The 17,623-nt window shown below is 75.3% G+C and carries 5 protein-coding genes; 2 read left to right on the top strand and 3 right to left on the bottom strand.

Annotated features, from left to right (window positions below):
• Positions 1-112: 112 nt before the first annotated feature.
• Entirely contained in the window at positions 113-11,842 is an 11,730-nt protein-coding gene (locus CD790_RS33620) for a type I polyketide synthase (protein WP_144387180.1), read from the bottom strand.
• A gap of 215 nt (positions 11,843-12,057) precedes the next feature.
• Here CD790_RS33620 and CD790_RS33615 point away from each other — a divergent pair, with 215 nt between their 5' ends.
• The gene (locus tag CD790_RS33615; protein WP_144387179.1) at positions 12,058-12,900 is read left to right on the top strand and encodes an SDR family NAD(P)-dependent oxidoreductase; all 843 of its coding nucleotides are present in this window, start codon (positions 12,058-12,060) and stop codon (positions 12,898-12,900) included.
• 89 nt (positions 12,901-12,989) lie between these two features.
• Here the strand turns inward: CD790_RS33615 and CD790_RS33610 are convergent, their stop codons facing one another.
• Positions 12,990-13,802, bottom strand: coding sequence for an SDR family oxidoreductase (locus CD790_RS33610; RefSeq protein ID WP_144387178.1), 813 nt, complete (start codon positions 13,800-13,802; stop codon positions 12,990-12,992).
• Positions 13,803-13,943: 141 nt separating this feature from the next.
• On the opposite strand from CD790_RS33610, the gene CD790_RS33605 reads away from it, so the two are divergent.
• Positions 13,944-14,597 carry a hypothetical protein gene (locus tag CD790_RS33605; RefSeq protein WP_144387177.1) on the top strand — a complete coding sequence of 218 codons (654 nt, stop codon included), beginning with the start codon at positions 13,944-13,946 and terminating at the stop codon, positions 14,595-14,597.
• Positions 14,598-14,706: 109 nt separating this feature from the next.
• On the opposite strand, the gene CD790_RS33600 is transcribed toward CD790_RS33605, so the two are convergent.
• Positions 14,707-17,623, bottom strand: a 2,917-nt coding sequence (locus CD790_RS33600) for a type I polyketide synthase (RefSeq protein ID WP_144387176.1), incomplete at its 5' end; no start/stop codon positions are given.

Here is a 17,623-nt window from a genome sequence, read left to right as displayed (position 1 = left end):
TTCCTCCGGGGTGTCTGGCTGCTCTGGGGCTCCACGTGGGATGGCCGGCCCGCCGGGGAGGTGGCGGGGGGATGGTCCGCCGGCGGGGTCTGGGGGGCGGCCGTGGGGGGGGTCAGCGGCCGGCGGCGATCTCCTCCAGCCACCGGTGGACGTACCGGGCGGTGGCCTCCGCGTGCCCCTCCAGCATGGTGAAGTGGTCACCGGCGATGTCCTCGACCGTGTGCGGCGTGCCCCAGGCCGGCGGCTGCTGCGCCCCGTCCCTCCCTCTCAGGAAGAGCGCGGGGGTGTCGATGTGGGGCGGGGTCCAGCCGGAGAAGATGCGGAAGTAGCCGCCCATCGCGGTGAGCCGGGTGTGGTCCACGTCGACGAACTCGGTGACCCGGTCGAAGATCTCGCTGGTCAGCGCGGAGGCGACGGGCGCGATCCCCTCGTCGGGCAGATAGGCGTCCAGGGCCACGGCAGCCGTGGGGAAGACTCCGTCGCGCTCCAGCCGGCTGGTGACACACCAGGTGAGCCAGCCGCCCGCGGAGTGACCGGCGAGGGCGAAGGGGGCGCCGTCGGTGAAGCGCAGCACGGCGTCGGCGAGCAGGTCGGTGACGGCGTCGACGTCGGCGGGCAGCGGCTCGCCGACGAGGAAGCCCGGTGCGGGCGCGTACCAGACGTCGCGCAGTCCCTGGAGCGCGGCGGCGAACCGCGCGTACTGGTAGGCGCTGGAGATCGCGGCCACGGTGGGGAGGCAGATGAGCATGGGCGGCGTCGGCTCGCCCGCGGACGGGGTGTCGTCGCCGTCCCCCGTCGCGGCCTGGGCGAGCCGCACGAACCGCGGGGCGACGGCGTCGGCCGAGCCGGCGTCGAAGGCGGGCCGGAAGACGGAGGCCGCCGAGAGGAGTTGTACGGCCTCGTGGATGCGACCGGTGTCGTGCCCCGTCCAGAACAGGGACTCGACGGTCGCTTCGGCGCCACCGTCCCGGTGCAGGGGGCCGTGGGGGCGCGCTCGGGCCGGCTCTTCCGCGGCCGTGTCGGGCTCGACGGCCAGTTGCTCCGCCAGGTGCCGGGCCAGCTCCGCGGGGCTGGGGTGGTCGAAGACCAGTGTGGTGGCGAGGCGGAGGCCGGTGACCGCGCTGAGCCGGTTGCGCAGCTCCACCGCGGTGAGGGAGTCGAATCCCAGCTCTCGGAACTCGCCCGCGGCGTCGACCGTGTCGGCGGTGCTGTGGCCCAGGACCGTGGCGGCGTGGACGCGGACCAGTTCGAGGAGCACCTCGGTGCGGGCGGCGGCGCCGGGCAGGCCGGCCAGCCGCTCGCGCAGCGCGGCGGGCGCGTCGGGGGCGATGGCCTCGGCGGCCGCGCGCCGGGTGGGCGTCCTGACCAGACGGTGCAGGAGGGGTGGCAGTCCGCCGGCCGCGGCCTGCGCGTGCAGGGCCCGGAGGTCCAGAGGGGTGGCCAGCAGCACCGCCTCGTCGACGGTGCGCGCGGTGTCGAGCAGGGCCAGTCCCTGGTCGACACCGAGGGGGGCCAGTCCGCCGCGGGCCATGCGGGCGCGGTCGGTGGCGCCGAGGTGACCTGTCATGCCGCTGTCCTGTGCCCACAGTCCCCAGGCGAGCGACTGGCCCGGCAGACCTCGGGCGCGCCGGTGGCGGGCGAGCGCGTCGAGGAAGGCGTTGGCGGCGGTGTAGTTGCCCTGGCCGGGGCTGCCGAAGCTGGCGGCGGCCGAGGAGAAGACGACGAAGGCGTCGAGCTCGCCGTCGCTGGTGAGGTCGTGCAGGTGGAGGGCGCCGACCGCCTTGGCTCCCAGCACGGCGTCCATGCGCTCCGGCGTCAGCGAGGTGAGGATGCCGTCGTCGACCACGCCCGCCATGTGGATCACCGCGCGGAGCGGGCGCCCGGTGGGGATGCCGTCCAGCAGGGCCGCGACCGCGGCACGGTCCGTCACGTCGCAGGCGTGGGCGGTGGCCTCGGCGCCCAGCCGGGCCAGCTCGGCCAGGAGTTCGGGGACTCCGTCGCCGTCCGGTCCGCGGCGACCGGTCAGCATCAGGTGCCGTACGCCGTGGGCCGTCACCAGGTGTCGGGCCACGAGCCGCCCGAGGACGCCGGTGCCGCCGGTGATCAGCACCGTGCCGTCGGGGTCCCAACGGCGGGGCGCGCCGGCCCCGGCCCGGTCGGGATCCGCCTGACCGTCGTGGCGGTCCAGGCGGTCCAGGCGGTCACAGGGGCGCCCGAAGTCCTGGGATTCCGCGTCCGGCGCGGTGATGGGCACGCGCGCCATGCGGGGCCGGTGCGGGACGCCCTCGCGGAGGGCGAACTGCGGCTCCCCGGACAGCAGGGCTTCCGGGAGGGTTCGCCGGGAGGCGTCCGTGTCGTCGGTGTCGGCCAGCAGGAACCGGCCGGGGTGTTCGCTCTGCGCCGAGCGCACCAGCCCCCATACGGCGGCGTGGGCCAGGTCGGGCACGTCGTCTTCCGCTGTCGCGGCGACCGCTCCGCGCGTGACGACGGCCAGCCGGGAGTCCGCGAGGCGGTCGTCGTCGAGCCACCACTGCAGCAGGCCGAGCACACTCGTGGACGCCTCGCGCAGCGCGGACGCCGTGGTGGGAGGCGCGCCGTCCAAGGAGCCGGGGTGGTCGGGGGGATCGGGGTGATCGAGGTGGTCGGGGTGGTCAAGGCGGTCGAGTTGGTCAACGCGGTCGGCGTGGTCGGGGTCGCAGCGGTCGGCGTCGGACACGCGGCAGGAGACCACCACGACATCCGGTACCGGGTGACCGGCGGCGAGGGCCGCGCCGAGCGCGGCCGGGTCGCGGTAGTCCCGGCAGGCGGCCCCGGCCGTGTCCAGGGCGTCGCCCAGGCACGGTGGCCGAGGGCCGACCACCGCCCAGCGGGTGTCCGCCACCGATCCGGCGGCGCCGGGCGCGGGGGGCCAGGCGGCCGGCGGCGACCAGTCCAGGCGGAACAGCGCCTCGTGGTGGGCGGTGGCGGCGCCGCGGAGCTGCTCCGCGGTGACCGGCCGGAAGACCAACGATCGCGCCTCGGCCACCATCCGGCCGGTGGTGTCGGTGGCCCGCAGGGCGATCGTCTCCGGGCCGGCCGGGGTCAGCCGGACCCGCAGCGACGAGGCGCCCGCGGCGCCGACCGTCACCCCGTTCCACGAGAACGGGAGCCAGCCGCGGCCTTCCGGGCCGCCGACGGCGCCGGTGTCCAGGCCGAGGACCACCGGGTGCAGCGCCGCGTCGAGCAGCGCCGGGTGGAGGGCGTAGCGTGCGGCGTCCGCCGCGCGTTCCTCGTCCAGGGCGACCTCGGCGAAGAACTCGTCCCCGCGCCGCCAGGCCGCCCGCAGCCCCTGGAACGCCGGGCCGTAGCCGAGACCCACGCCGGCCAGGTCGGCGTACCAGGTGGTCAGGTCGACGGGTTCGGCCTCCGGCGGCGGCCAGGACGCGTCCGGGGTGGTGGACGGTTCGGGTTCGGGGGCGTCTCGGTCCGGTGTGCCACGGTCGGGCGTGTCGGCGCCGCGGGCCAACACGCCGGTGGCATGGCACGTCCAGGGCTTATCCGCCGCCGACGGGGCGCCGTCCTCGGGGTGCGAGGAGAGGGTGAAGGAGCGTCGGCCGGCGGCGTCGGGGGCGCCGAGGAGGAGCTGTACGACGACCGCGCCGCGCTCGGGCAGCACCAGCGGGACCTGGAGGGCGAGTTCGTCCAGGGCGCCGTAGCCGACCTCGTCGCCCGCGCGGACGGCCAGCTCCAGGATGGCGGTACCGGGCAGCAGCACGGTGTCGAAGACGGCGTGGTCGGCGAGCCAGGGGTGGGTGCGCAGCGAGATCCGGCCGGTGAAGAGCAGGTCCTGGGTGCCGGCCAGCTCCACGGCGGAACCCAGGAGGGGGTGGTCGGCCGCGCCGAGGCCGGCGGCCGCCAGGTCGGCCACGGCGTGTCGGGCCCGCGGCCAGTAGCGGCGGTGGTCGAAGGCGTATGTCGGCAGCTCGACCCGCCGGCCGGCGGACCCCGCGGCGGTGGGGCCGATGACGGCCGGCCAGTCGACGGCGACGCCGCCGAGGTGGACGCGGGCGACGGCGGAGAGCAGGGTGTGCGCCTCGGGCCGCTCCGGGCGCAGTACCGGCGCCACCACCGCCTCGTCCCGCGCCGCCGCCACGGTCTCGTCCCACGCGGCCGTCGCCACGGTCTCGTGCCGCGCGGCTGCCATCGTGGTCTCGTCCGGCGCCGGTGCCGTCACGTCCCCGTCCCGCGCCGGGACCCCCGGGACCGCCAGGGCCGCCGGGGCCGCCGGGGCCGCCGGGGCCGCCGGAACCGTTGAGGCCGCCGGGACCGTTGAGCCGCCGATGGGTCGGGGCCCCGCCGTCCGCTTCGGGCACTCCCGTACGAGGGCGGAGAGCGTGCCGTCCGGGCCCAGCTCCACAAAGGCACGGACGCCGCGGTCGCGCAGCCAGGCCACTCCGTCGCCGAACCGCACCGCCTGGCGGACGTGCCGCACCCAGTAGTCCGGGTCCGTCAGCTCTCCGGGGCGGGCGAGCCGACCGGTGACGTTGGAGACGACGCCGACGGCCGGCTCCGCGTAGCTCACCGTGGCGGCGACGCGGCGGAACCCGTCCAGCATCGGCTCCATCAGCGGAGAGTGGAAGGCATGGCCGACGCGCAGCCGCCGGGTCCTGCGGCCGCGCGCGGTGAACGCGGCGGCCAGCTCGTCGACCGCGCCGGCCTCGCCCGAGACGACGACCGACTCCGGTGCGTTGACCGCCGCCACGGAGACCAGCGCCTCGCGTCCGGTGAGGGCGGCCGCGACCTCGTCCTCGGTGGCGCGCACGGCCAGCATCGCCCCGCCGGGCGGCAGCTCCTGCATGAGCCGGCCGCGGGCCGCCACCAGGCGGGCGGCGTCCGGCAGGCTGAACACGCCGGCCGCGTGGGCGGCGGCCAGTTCGCCGATGGAGTGGCCGATGAGGAAGTCGGGGCGTACGCCGAAGGACTCCAGCAGCCGGAAGAGCGCCACTTCGACGGCGAACAACGCCGGTTGGGTGTAGCGGGTGTGGTCCAGGAGACCGGCCTCCTCGGTGCCGGCCGTGGCGAGGATCAGTGGGCGCAGCGGTCGGTCCAGGTGGTCGTCGAGGGCGGCGAGCACGGCGTCCAGCGCCCGGGCGTACGCCGGGAACGCCGCGTACAGTTCGCGGCCCATGCCGGCGCGCTGGGTTCCCTGGCCCGCGAAGAGCAGCGCGCAACCGCCCTCGGGCGTGGCGGGCCCGTCACCTTCGACCAGATCGGGGGCCGGGGCGCCCTCGGCCAGGGCGTCCAGGCCGCGGACGAGCGCCTCGCGGTCCTCGGCGAGGATCACGGCACGGCGTTCGAAGGCGGAGCGTTCGGTGACCAGGGCCCGTGCGACGTCCGCGAGGTCCAAGGGCTGGTCGCCGGCGACCAGCTCTCGCAGCCTGTGTGCCTGCCCGCGCAGCGCGCTCGCGGAGCGGGCGGAGAGCACACACGGGACCAACGGGGGCGGCGCCGCGGTCGGACGTTCGGTCCCCACGGTCGTTGCCTCCGTGGAGGCCACGGTCGACTGTACGGAGCCCACGGCCGACTCCACCGAGGCCACGCTCGACTCCACCGAGGCCCCGAGCGACTCTTCGGTCGCCACGCCCCGCTCGGGGGTCACGGTCGACTGTGCGGAGGTCACGGTCGGCTCTTCGGGTGCCTGCTCGATGATGACGTGGGCGTTGGTGCCGCTGACGCCGAAGGAGGAGACGCCCGCGCGCCGGGGGTGCCCGTTCCGCGGCCAGGGGACGGGCTCGTCGAGCAGCCGGACCCGGCCGGTGGACCAGTCCACGTGGGGCGAGGGGTCGGCGGCGTACAGGCTCCGCGGCAGCAGCTCGTTCCGCAGGGCCAGCACCATCTTGATCACGCCGGCGACTCCGGCCGCCGCCTGGGTGTGCCCGATGTTGGACTTCACCGAGCCCAGCCACAGCGGGCTGTCCGTCGGACGACCCTGTCCGTAGGTGGCGAGGATCGCCTGTGCCTCGATCGGGTCGCCGAGCGTGGTCCCGGTGCCGTGCCCCTCCACCGCGTCGATCTCGGCGGCGGTGACGCCGGAGTTGGTCAGCGCCTGGCGGATCACCCGTTGCTGAGCGGGGCCGTTGGGTGCGGTGAGCCCGTTGCTCGCCCCGTCCTGGTTCACCGCGCTGCCGCGGACCACGGCGAGCACCCGGTGGCCCAGGCGTCGCGCGTCGGAGAGGCGCTCCAACAGGAGGACGCCCACGCCCTCTGACCAGCCGACGCCGTCGGCCCCGGCCGCGTACGCCTTGCACCGGCCGTCGGCGGCGAGTCCGCGCTGTCGGGAGAACTCCACGAACGCGGCCGGTGTGGACATCACCGTCGCGCCGCCCGCCAGCGCCAGCGAGCACTCCCCCGACCGCAGGGACTGGCAGGCGAGGTGCAAGGCCACGAGCGACGAGGAGCAGGCCGTGTCCACCGTCACGGCGGGGCCTTCGAACCCGAAGGTGTACGAGAGGCGGCCGGAGAGCACACTGCCCGAGACGCCGGTCAGTGCGTAGCCTTCGAGCTCCTGTCCGCCCTGCCGCACCACCTCCGTGTAGTCCTGGAGGGCGAGCCCGGCGAAGACTCCGGTGCGGCTGCCGCGCAGCGACCCGGGGTCGATGCCGGCCCGCTCCAGCGCCTCCCAGGACGTCTCCAGGAGCAGCCGCTGCTGCGGGTCCATGGCCAGGGCCTCCCGCGGGCTGATCCCGAAGAACCCGGCGTCGAAGTCGGCCGCGTCGTGGAGGAAGCCTCCCTGGCGCGCGTACGAGGTGCCGGGGCGGTCCGGGTCCGGGTCGTAGAGCGACTCCAGGTCCCAGCCCCGGTCGCCGGGGAAGTCGGCGATCGCGTCCCGTCCCGCGGTCAGCAGCTCCCAGAACTCCTCGGCGGACCGGACCCCGCCGGGGAAGCGGCAGGCCATGCCGACGACGGCGATCGGCTCGTCCGCCCCCACCGTCTCGCGGATCCTCGGTGCGGCGACGTCGGCCGCGGCGTCCGCGGTGTCCTCGGTGTCCTCGGTGAACAGCAGCCGCCGGACGCGCCCGGCGAGCACGGTGGGGTTGGGGTAGTCGAAGACGACGGTGGCGGGCAGCGCCAGTCCGGTGGCGCCGTTCAGCCGGTTGCGCAGCTCCACGGCGGTCAGCGAATCGAAGCCCAGGTCACGGAAGGCCCGCTCGGGTGGCACCGCCGTGGCGGTGTCGTGGCCGAGGACGGCGGCCGCGTGCGTGCGGACCAGCTCCACCAACGCCTTCCGCCGCTCGGCCGGTCCCAGCCCGGCGAGCCGCCCACGCGGCGGTCCTCCAGGCGCGTCGGCACCGCCACCGGCGGCCTCCCAGGCCGCCCGCGCCTCGGGGATCTCGCCGACGAGGGGGGCGAGGCCCCCGGTCGCCGTCTCCGCCAGGCGACGCCAGTCGATGTCGGCGACGGTCAGACACGTCTCCCCGTGATCCAGGGCCTGCCCCAGCGCCTCCAGGGCCAGGCGGGGGCTCATGGGCGGTAGACCGCGGTGCCGCGACCGCGGCGCCGCCCCGACGCCCCCCGCCGCGCCGACGTTTTCGACGGACGCGACGGACGCGACGGACGCGACGGACTTGATGGTTTCGGCGGGTTCCGACCCGCCCGCGGCGCCTCCCGGCGTCTCGCCGCGGCCGTCTCCGCGCTCAGCGGCGCGCCCAGGCGTGTCATCACGGCCGTCATCGCCCCAGGCACCCCAGGTGCCCCACGCCACCGAGAGGCCCGGCAGGCCCAGCCCGCGCCGGTGGCGCACCAGCGCCTCCGCTTCGGCGTGTCCGCTGTCGCCCGCGGCGCCGAGCAGCGGGGCGACCTGGGTGAAGAGAACGAAGGCGTCGAGGTCGGCGCCTCGGGTCAGTTCGTGCAGCCGGCGTGCCGTCGCGGCGCCGCCGTCTCCGGGCGTCGCGGCCGTGTGCACGACGGCGCGCAGCGGATACGTCGCGGGCACGCCGGCCACCAGTGCCGACAGCACCTCGGGGTCGGTGGTGGTACAGGCCACGGCGGTCACCCGTGTTCCCGTCGCGGCGAGTTCGCCGAGGAGTTCGTCGGTGGCCCAGGGCCCGGTGCCGCCTGTGTCGCGTGCGTCGCCGGTGCCGCCGGTGCCTCCTGTGCCGCCTGTGCCGCCTGTGCCGCCTGTGTCGACGAGGAGCAGGTGCTCGGCGCCGCGCGCGGCGAGCCAGCGGGCGGTGTGGGCGCCCAGGGCGTCGGCGCCGCCGGTGACGAGGACGGTGCCGCGCGGCCGCCACGGTCGCTCCGGGGCCGCCCCGCCCAAGGGGGCCCGCACCAGGCGGCGTACGAAGACACCCGCCGTACGGACCGCGCACTCCGGCTCGGTGCCGCCCACCACGCCGATCAGGCGCGCGACGGCCCTGCGGTCCAGCGCGGCCGGCACGTCGACCAGGCCGCCCCAGACCTCGGGGGCCTCCAGGGCGGCCCGGCGGCCCGCGCCCCACACCCGGCCGAGCCCCGGCGACACCGGTTCGTCGCCGCCGACGGAGACGGCTCCGCTGGTCAGACACCACAGCGGGGCGTCCACCGGCAGTCGAGTGAGCGCCTCGGTGAGCCGTGGCAGCAGGGCGGCGACACTCCCGTCGCCGACCGCCAGCAGCACCCGGCCGACATCCGGTTCGGGTCCCAGCCCGGCCGCCAGCCGCTCCGCCAGGGCCACGGGGTCCGCGCCGTCGTCGTGGAGCCGCGCCCGAGCCACCCACGCCCCGGCACGCTCCAGCCCCTCGGCGACGGCGGGCGGCGCCTCTCCCGCCTCCACCACCAGCCAGCCGCCGCGGAGCGTCCCGGTGGGGAGGCCGTCGGTCGGCCGCCAGACCTCGCGGTAGCGCCAGTTGTCGATCACCTCGCGGTCGTGGCTCCGCCGGCGCCACTCCTCCAGGGCGGGGACCAGCGCGCTCAGCGGGGCGCCCGCGTCGACGCCGAGGAGCGCGCCCACGCCCGCCACGTCGCCGCGCCGGACCGCGGCCCACAGCGGGCCGTCGTGGACGTCCCGGCCGGGGGCGGCGTCCGCCGCCGCGTCGGGCCGGCGCTCCAGCCAGTACCGCTTCCGTTCGAACGCGTACGTCGGAAGGGGCACGCCGCCGCGGCCGCGCGCCCGCCGGCCCATGGCCGGCGACCAGTCGACCCGCCCGCCGGCGACGAAGTAGCGCGCCAGGGAGGTCAGGAAGCGGCTCATCCCTCCCTCGCCGCGGCGCAGCGTGCCGAGCACCACGGCGTCGGCGGCTCCCAGGTCGTCCAGTGTCTCCTGGACCCCCACCGCGACGGCTGGGTGCGGTCCGGCCTCGATGAACACCGTGTGGCCGTCGGCGACGAGCGCGCGGGTGGCGTCCTGGAACCGCACCACCTGGCGCAGATTGCGGTACCAGTACTCGGCGTCGAGCGCGCTGCCGTCCAGCCGTTCGCCGGTGACGGTGGAGTACAGCGGCACGTCTCCGGTCCGCGGGCGGATCGGGGCGAGCAGGTCGAGCAGGCGCTCGCGGATGGCCTCGACCTGCGGGGAGTGCGAGGCCCAGTCCACCTTGAGCCTGCGGACCGGTACGTCCCGCGCGGACAGCTCGGCCAGCAGGGCGTCCACGGCCTCCGGGGTTCCGGAGACCACCGCGGAGCCAGCGCCGTTGACGGCCGCGAGGGACAGCCGCTCGCCCCACGGCGCCAGGCGCGGCTCCAGTTCGGGGGCGGGCATGCCGACGGAGAGCATCGCGCCCTGGCCGGCCAGCGTGGCCAGCGCCCGGCTGCGCAGCGCGGTGATCCGCGCGGCGTCCTCCAGCGACAGCGCGCCGGCGACGTACGCGGCGGCGATCTCGCCCTGCGAGTGACCGGCCACCGCGTCGGGCCGTACCCCGTAGGACCGCCAGAGCGCGGCCAGCGACACCATGACGGCGAAGAGCACCGGCTGGACGACGTCGACGCGGTCGAGCGGCGGGGCGTCGGGTGCGCCGCGCAGCACGTCGACGAGGGACCAGTCCACATGGGGTTCGAGGGCCTCGGCGCAGGCCGCCATCTCCGCGGCGAAGGCCGGTGCGGTGTCCAGGAGCCGGGCGGCCATGCCGTCCCACTGGGTGCCCTGGCCCCCGAAGAGCATCGCGACCCGGCCCTGGGCGGGTGCCGTCGCGTCCCCTTCGACCAGCCCCGCGGCCGGGGTGCCGGCGGCGAGGGCGTCCAGGGCGCGCTCGAGTCCGTCGTGGTCCTCGGCGACGATCACCGCGCGGCGTTCTAACGTGGAGCGCTCGGTGGCGAGGGCGTGGGCCACGTCGGGCAGTGCGCGGTGGTCGGCGAGGAACTCCCGCAGCCGTCGGGCCTGCCCGCGCAGCGCCCCCTCCGAGCGTGCGGAGAGCACGAACGGCATCACGGGAGAGGGCGGTTCGGACTCCGGGGGTTCGTCGTCCCCGGGCTCGTGCGGGATCTCGTGAGCGATGTCTTCGGGGGCCTGTTCGATGATGACGTGGGCGTTGGTGCCGCTGACGCCGAAGGACGAGACACCGGCCCGGCGAGGCCGCTCGGCACGAGGCCAGGCGACCGGCTCGCTCAGCAGCCGCACCTCGCCCGTCGACCAGTCGACATGCGGCGTCGGCTCATCGACATGCAGACTCCGCGGCAACACCCCATGCCCAAGCGCCAACACCATCTTGATCACACCGGCGACCCCCGCCGCCGCCTGCGTATGCCCGATGTTCGACTTCACCGACCCCAACCACAACGGACTGTCCACGGGCCGATCCCGCCCATAGGTCGCCAGAATCGCCTGCGCCTCGATCGGATCACCCAGCCTCGTCCCCGTCCCGTGCCCCTCCACCACATCCACCTCGGCAGCCGCCACACCCGCGTTCGCCAACGCCTGCCGGATCACCCGCTGCTGCGACGGACCGTTCGGCGCCGTCAACCCATTGCTCGCACCGTCCTGATTGACCGCACTCCCCCGCACCACGGCCAGCACCCGATGCCCCAGCCGCCGCGCGTCCGCCAGCCGTTCCACGAGGAGTACGGCCACCCCCTCGGCCATGCCGGTGCCGTCGGCTCCGGCGGCGTAGGGCTTGCACCGGCCGTCGGGGGCGAGCGCGCGCTGCCGGGAGAACTCCACGAAAACCCCGGGCGTGGACATCACCGTCACCCCACCCGCCAAGGCCAGCGAGCACTCCCCCGACCGCAACGACTGACACGCCAGATGCAAGGCCACCATCGACGACGAACACGCCGTGTCGACCGTCACCGCCGGCCCCTCGAAACCGAAGCTGTAGGCGACACGGCCGGAGAGCACGCTGCCGGCGTTGCCGTTGCCCAGGAAGCCTTCGAGCCCCTCGGGGACGTCGAGCAGCCGCGCGGCGTAGTCGTGGTGCATCATTCCGGCGAAGACGCCGGTGCGGCTGCCGCGCAGCCCGGCCGGATCCAGCCCCGCGCCCTCCAACGCCTCCCACGACGTCTCCAACAACAACCGCTGCTGCGGATCCATCGCCAACGCCTCACGCGGCGAGATCCCGAAGAACCCCGCATCGAACTCCGCCGCGTCATACAGAAACCCACCCCGCCGGGTGTACGTGGTCCCGGGCCGCCCTCGGTCCGGGTCGGGGTCGTGCAGCGCCGCCAGGTCCCAGCCACGGTCCATCGGGAATCCGGAGACGGCGTCCCCACCCGCCGCCAGCAGCTCCCAGAACTCGGCCGGAGAGCCCACCCCACCCGGGAAGCGACACGCCATCCCCACCACGGCGATCGGTTCCCGCTCACCGGATTCGATCTCTTCCAGCCGACGGCGAACGTGGATAAGGTCGGAGGTCACCCGCTTGAGATAGTCGCGCAGCTTTTCCTCGTTGGCCATTGCCGGCAGCCCCCAGACATTCCTTGAGACGTGGCTGAATTTCTCTCATTCAGGGATGGTCAGGACGCCGTGCGAGTATAGGGATTCGCCCATTTCCGAAGCACCCCCTAGGCACCCCTGACCAGGGCGTGGGACAGCGCTCATCCGCGATAATCGGTGAAGCCTTCCACCGCTCTTCACAAAGCCTTCTGTCGTGTTCCCGAAAGGCGGAAATCATGGAATCGTCCCGGCGTGCGAGAGGGCTCGGCGACCGCCTGGTGCTGGTCACCGGCGCGGGCAGCGGGATAGGACGGGCGACGGTCGGCGCGTTCGCCGCGGCCGGGGCGCGGGTGATCTGCGCGGACCGTAACGCGGTCACCGCCTCGACCAGCGCGGACCTGGCGAAGGCGCTGGGCGCGGCCGATGCCTGGGCGGAGCTGGTCGACGTCTCCGACGGCGCCGCCATGGAGCGGTTCGCCGAGCACGTCGCCGACGTCTACGGGGTGGTCGACATCCTGGTGAACAACGCGGGGGTGGGCATGTCCGGCCGCTTCCTCGACACGTCCGTCGAGGACTGGCGGCGCACGCTGAACACCAATCTGTGGGGCGTCATCCACGGCTGCCGGCTCTTCGGCCGCCAGATGGCGGACCGGGGGCGGGGCGGGCACATCGTGACGATCGCCTCGGCGGCGGCCTTCCAGCCGACCCGCACGGTCCCGGCGTACGCCACCAGCAAGGCCGCCGTGGTGATGCTCAGTGAGTGCCTGCGGGCGGAGCTCGCCGAGTTCGCAGTCGGCGTGAGCGTGGTGTGTCCGGGGTTCGTGAGCACGTCCTTCACGGCGGCGATGCACTTCGCGGGGGCCTCCGAGGCGGAGCAGGAGCGGCTGCGGCAGCGGGCCGTGCGGACGTTCGCGCGACGCGCCTATCCGCCGGAGAAGGTCGCCACGGCGGTGCTGCGCGCGGTGGAACGGAACCCCCCGGTCGTCGTCCTGACGCCGGAGGGCCATTTCGTCCGCCTGGTGAGCCGGTTCGCGCCCTGGCTGCGTGCCGTCGTGGCCCGGATGGACCCGCCGTCCTGACGGGGGCGGGCGGGCCGGCTACGCCGCCGCCGGACGGGCGACGGCCGCCCTCCCCCGGCCATCACCGGTCGAACGGCCCGCCTCCGCCGCTACATGCCCGGCGGGGTGGGGGCCAGGGCCAGGCCGCCGGAGGCGTCGACGAGCTGTCCGGTGACCCAGCGCGCCTCGTCCGAGACGAGGAAGGAGACGACGGCGGCGATGTCGGCGGGCCGGCCGAGCCGGCGCAGAGCGGTCATGCCGGCCACCCCCTCCACCGCCCCGGGCATGTCGTGCAGCCAGGAGTTGACCTGGGTGTCGTCGGTGATGCCGGGGGCGATGGTGTTCACGGTGATGCCCCGGGAGCCGAGCTCGTTGGCGAGTCGGGGCGCCATCATCTCCAGCGCTCCCTTGCTCATGGCGTAGGGAAGCAGCGGCCAGGCGATCCGGGTGACGGCGGAGGAGATGTTGACGATGCGTCCTCCCTCCCCCATGAGCCGCAGGGCCCGCTGGGTGACGAAGAAGGCGGCGCGCACGTTCACGGTGAAGATCCGGTCGAACGCCTCGGGGGTGACCTCGGAGATGCCGGCCACGTAGTCGTCCCGCGCCATGGCGGCCGGGTCGTCCGGGTCGGCGTACACCCCGACGTTGTTCACCAGGATGTCGAGCGGCCGGCCGGCGAGTCCGGCTTCGAGTTCGACGAAGAGCGTGTCGAGGGCGCCGTCGGTGGCGAGGTCCGCCCGGACGGGGAACGCGCTTCCGCCGGCGCTCTCGATCGCCGCCACGGTTTCCTCGGCGGCCTCCTTTCGCTGCCCGTAGTGCACGGCCACCCACACGCCGTCCGCGGCCAGCCGCCGGGCGATGGCCCTGCCGATTCCCCGTGACGCCCCGGTCACCAGTGCGGTCTTTCCCTCTGTATGCGTCATGGCGCCGACCATCGCAGAGCGAAGAGTGTCGAGGAACCCCCTGAAACCCCGGAATCAGGGGCTTCAAGGATTCCACCGGAAGCCGAGCAGACCGGGGTACCGTGCGCGCTCCCATGGAATCCATCAAGAAATGAGTTGTGGATGACAAGTGTCAGTCAGGAAGCGGCAGAAAAGGATCGGGATATCTCCGTGCGGCGGGCGTTGAGCGCCGCCAGGCGGGCGGAGGCCGTCGCCTCCGCCACGCGGGCGGCCGCCGACGAGTTAGCCAAGGCGGCGGCCGGCGCGGCGGTGATCAGCGCGATGGGCGCACTTGAGGACAGCCCTGACAGTGCGGACAGCACGGACAGCGCCGTGGGGCGGGCGGCGGTGGCGCTGACGGCGGCCGCCGAGGACGCGAAGGACGCGGCCACGACCGCCAGGGACGCGGCCGCCGACGCCGGCCGGGCTGAGTCGGCCGGAGCCGCGGCGGCGGCCGCCGCCCGCGCGGCCGAGGCGGCGGCGGTGGCGGCCGCGGCCGGTGCCCAGGCCGGACCGGCGGCCACCGCCGCCGCGGTCGCCCATGCCGAAGCCGCGGCGAAGGCCGCCGAAATCGCGGAGGCCGTCGTCCAACACAGCCGCCAGGCCGTGCTGGAGGCCGAGGCCGTCGCGGAGGCGGCGATGCGGGCCGCCGTGGCGGCCCGCGCCGCGGCCGAAGGCGCCGCGGGGGCGGCGGCCGAGGCCGAGGCGGCCGAGACCGAGGCCATGGGGACCCACGCGGACACCCCATGGCTGGCCCGGCACCTGCCGGCCGAGTGAACGTGCGGCCGAGTCTCGCCACGGGGTGAGCCGGACGCGAGTGAAGGTGCTCGACGCCCCCGTCGAGCACCTTCACGCATGTCCGGACCCGCTCACCACCGGGGCCGGATCAGGGGCGGCTGATCTCCTTGTCGATCAGCTCGAACATCTCGTCGTCGGTAGCCGACCGGAGGTCGGGCCCGGAGTCGGCGGCGCCGCCCACCTCGCGGGCGAGGGAACGCAGCCGTACGACCAGGTCGTCGCGCGTGTCGTCGTCGAGCGTCGCGGCGGACAGGGCCGACTCCAGCCGCGCCAGCTCGGCGAGCACCGGGGCCGTCGGGCCCGCGGGCGCCGTCGTGTCGCGGCAGAGCCGGGCCTGCAGCAGGTCCGTCAGCGCGGCGGGGGTGGGATGGTCGAAGACGAGAGTCGCGGGGAGACGCAGGCCCGAGGCGGCATGCAGACGATTGCGGAGTTCCACGGCGGCGAGGGAGTCGAAGCCCAGGTCGCGGAAGGCGGAGTCCGGGCGGACGGCGGCCGCGCCGTCATGGCCGAGCACGGCCGCCACGTGGCCGCGGACGACGGCGAGCAGCGTGGCCCGCTGTTCCCCGGCGTCCTGGCCGGACAGGCGCGCGCGAAGGTCCGCGGCGGCGTCGGCCACGGCGGCACGACGACGAGCGACGGGGGTGGGAGCGAGCTTGTGGAACAGCGGTGGGAGGCCCTGGCCGGCGGCGCGGAGGCTCCGCAGGTCCAGGCGGGCGGGGACCGCGAACGGCCGGTCGCCCGCCAGCGCCGCGTCGAACAGCGCGAGGGCGTCCTCGGTGCCGAGCGGGGTGAGGCCGGACCGGGTGATACGGGCCCGGTCGGTGCCGCCCAGGTGTCCGGTCATCCCGCTGCGCCGCTCCCACAGCCCCCACGCGAGCGAGAGCGCGGGCAGGCCCCGGGCCCGCCGATGGTGGGCCAGCGCGTCGAGGAAGGCGTTGGCGGCGGCGTAGTTGCCCTGGCCGGGCGCCCCGAGGACACCGGCCGCCGAGGAGAACATGACGAAGGACCGCAGCCGGGCGTCGCGGGTCAGCTCGTGCAGATGCGCCGCGGCGTCCGCCTTGGGGCTGAGCACCGTGTCGAGGTGGCGCTCGGTGAGGGAGGTGACGGTGGCGTCGTCGAGGACGCCCGCGGCGTGCACGACTCCGGTCAGCGGGTGCCGTGCGGAGACCTCCGCGAGCAGCGCGGCCACCGCGGAGCGGTCCCCGGTGTCACAGGCGCGGATCGTCACCTCGGCGCCGAGAGCGACCAGTTCGGCCTGGAGGTCGGCCGCGCCCGGCGCCTGCGGCCCGCGTCGACCGACCAGCAGCAGCTGCCGTACGCGGTGTGCGGTGACCAGATGACGGGCGAGCAGCGCGCCGAGCGCTCCGGTGCCACCGGTGATCAGCACGGTGCCCTCGGGGTCGAAGGCCGACTGGCTGGAAGGTGCCGCGTCGATGACCGGCACCCTGTCGATGACAGGCATCCGAACGAGGCGAGGCAGCAGCGGCTTTCCGGAGCGCACGGCGATCTGTGGTTCTCCGCACGCCAGCGCCGCGGGGATCGCGGCCGCGGACGCCTCCTCGCCGTCGAGGTCGAGCAGGACGACGCGGTCGGGGTGTTCCGACTGCGCGGAGCGCACCAGGCCCCAGACCGCGGCCCCCGCCAGGTCGGCCACGTCCTCGCCCTCCCTGGTGGCCACGGCGTCACGGGTCAGCACGAGGAGTCGGGCCGTGGCCGCGGCAGGGTGGGCGTCCCGGAGCCACTCCCGCACCACCTCCAGCGCGCGGTGCGTGTGCTCCCGTACGGCCTCCGGCAGCCCGGTGGCGGGGGCCTCACGCGAGCCGCATCCGACCACCACCGCCTCGGGGGTCGGCGCCCCCGCGTCCACCGTCGCGAAGAGGTCCGCCAGGGTCTCGTAACGCTCGAGTGCCTGACCGGGCGCCGTTGCCGTGAGCAGCCCGCACGCTCCCACCACGGCCAGGCGCGGGGCCGCCGTGGCCTCCACCGGCGTCGGGAGAGGCAGCCACTCGACGTAGAAGAGCGACTCACGCCGGGCCGTGCCGGAGGCCGCCACCAGTTCGTCGGCCGAGACCGGGCGGACGGCCAGCGACGCGATGGAGGCGACCGGTCGACCGGTGCCGTCGGCGACCGCGATCGCCAGTGCGTGCCCTTCCGGCGCCGCGCCGGCCGACGTCGGCGTGAGGCGCACCCGCAGCGTCGAAGCACCGGCGGAGTGCAGGCGCACTCCACTGAAGGAGAAGGGCAGGGCACCCTCAGGCAGGCCGTCCGTTCGTTGGAAGGCCACGGCGTGCAGGGCCGCGTCCAGGAGGGCGGGGTGAACGCCGAACCGCCCGGCCTCGCTCTCCGCCTCTTCGGGCAGCCGCACCTCGGCGAAGACGTCCTCGCCATGGCGCCAGGCCGCGCGCAGCCCCTGAAAGACCGGACCGTAGCCGAACCCGCGCGCCGCGTACTCCTCGTACAGGTGCTCCAACTCCTCCGCGCCGACCGCGACCGCGCCCCGCGGCGGCCACACCGCCGCATCACCGCCGAGTGGCTCAGCGGCCCAGATGTCGGGGGCGCTCGCGTCCTCCGGCTCGACGCGGAGCCGACCGGTGGCGTGCCGCAGCCATACGGACCCGTCCCCCGCACCGTCGCGCCGGGAGGACACGGTCAGGGTCCGGGCTCCTTCGTCATCCGGAGCCGTCACCCACGCCTGGACCCGCACCGCGCCCTCTTCCGGCAGGAACAGCGGCGTGTGGAGGGTGAGTTCCTCGATACGAGGGCAGCCCACCTGCTCGGCCGCGTGGAGGGCGAGGTCGAGGAAGGCGGTGCCCGGAAGGAGGGCGGCGCCGCCGACGGCGTGGTCGGCGAGCCACGGGTGGGAGGCCAGCGAGAGCCTGCCGGTGAGGAGACACCCCTCCCCCTCGGCCAACTCCACCACGGCTGCGAGGAGTGGGTGGGTGGTTTCGTCGAGTCCGGCGGTGGTGGGGTTGGTGTGGGGTTGGGGGTGGAGCCAGTAGCGCTGG

This window comes from Streptomyces sp. SAJ15, assembly GCF_007595705.1.
In the GTDB taxonomy this organism is placed as follows: domain Bacteria; phylum Actinomycetota; class Actinomycetes; order Streptomycetales; family Streptomycetaceae; genus Streptomyces.
The sequence above is the reverse complement of the archived record's forward strand: the minus strand, read 5'-3'. Positions and strand labels throughout refer to the sequence as shown.

Excerpts from the sequence above, each read along its gene's own strand:
- CD790_RS33610 (WP_144387178.1), bottom strand. The coding sequence starts at position 13,802 with ATGACGCATACAGAGGGAAAGACCGCACTGGTGACCGGGGCGTCACGG.
- CD790_RS33605 (WP_144387177.1), top strand. The coding sequence starts at position 13,944 with ATGACAAGTGTCAGTCAGGAAGCGGCAGAAAAGGATCGGGATATCTCC.
- CD790_RS33615 (WP_144387179.1), top strand. The coding sequence starts at position 12,058 with ATGGAATCGTCCCGGCGTGCGAGAGGGCTCGGCGACCGCCTGGTGCTG.
- CD790_RS33620 (WP_144387180.1), bottom strand. The coding sequence starts at position 11,842 with ATGGCCAACGAGGAAAAGCTGCGCGACTATCTCAAGCGGGTGACCTCC.